Here is a 592-nt window from a genome sequence, read left to right as displayed (position 1 = left end):
ATGTCGCCGCGCACGCCCATCAGCGTGGCGTGCATGCCGTTGCCGATCATGATGAGCGCCATGCCGAACAACAGCGCCCAGACGCCGCCCAGAACCTGAAGCATCGAGGCACTCCTTCGACGGGCGGCGCGCGGGCCGGCGTGGGTCACCGGCACGCCAATCCGATTCCGCGCCCTGCGTCAATGCATGTCCGGCGGCGCGCGCCCGCCGCGCGTGCCCTGCGGCACAGCTGCATCGCGGGGCCGGCCCGGGTCACTCCGCCCCGGATCACTCCGCCNAGCTGCATCGCGGGGCCGGCCCGGGTCACTCCGCCCCGGATCACTCCGCCCCGGCTCACTCGGCCCCGACTTACTCAGCGTAGTCGGAGCCCTCCGCGTCGAGGAGCGCGCGCAGCTCCGCGAGGTGACGCTCGCCCGCGCCGGGATAGGCCTCCAGCTGCTGCGCGGTCGTCTCGGCCACGGCCTCGGACAGGATCGAGAGCGGCCGGCCCGTCCAGAGCGCGCGCAGGTAGGTCGCCGCGGCGCGTTCGAAGTAATAGAGCCGGTCGAAGGTCTCGCCCACGGTCGCGCCGATGGCCAGAACCCCGTGGTTG

Annotated in this window: 1 pseudogene; it reads right to left on the bottom strand. The window is 73.1% G+C overall.

The annotated features are described in order from the left end of the window. Positions 1-348: 348 nt before the first annotated feature. Positions 349-592: pseudogene (locus AB6A65_RS16460) on the bottom strand (hypothetical protein); the annotation flags it as partial.

It is taken from the genome of Rhodosalinus sp. FB01 (assembly GCF_041365715.1).
Classification (GTDB): domain Bacteria; phylum Pseudomonadota; class Alphaproteobacteria; order Rhodobacterales; family Rhodobacteraceae; genus Rhodosalinus.
Note: the sequence above shows the minus strand (reverse complement) of the source record. Positions and strands in the feature narration are given on the sequence as shown.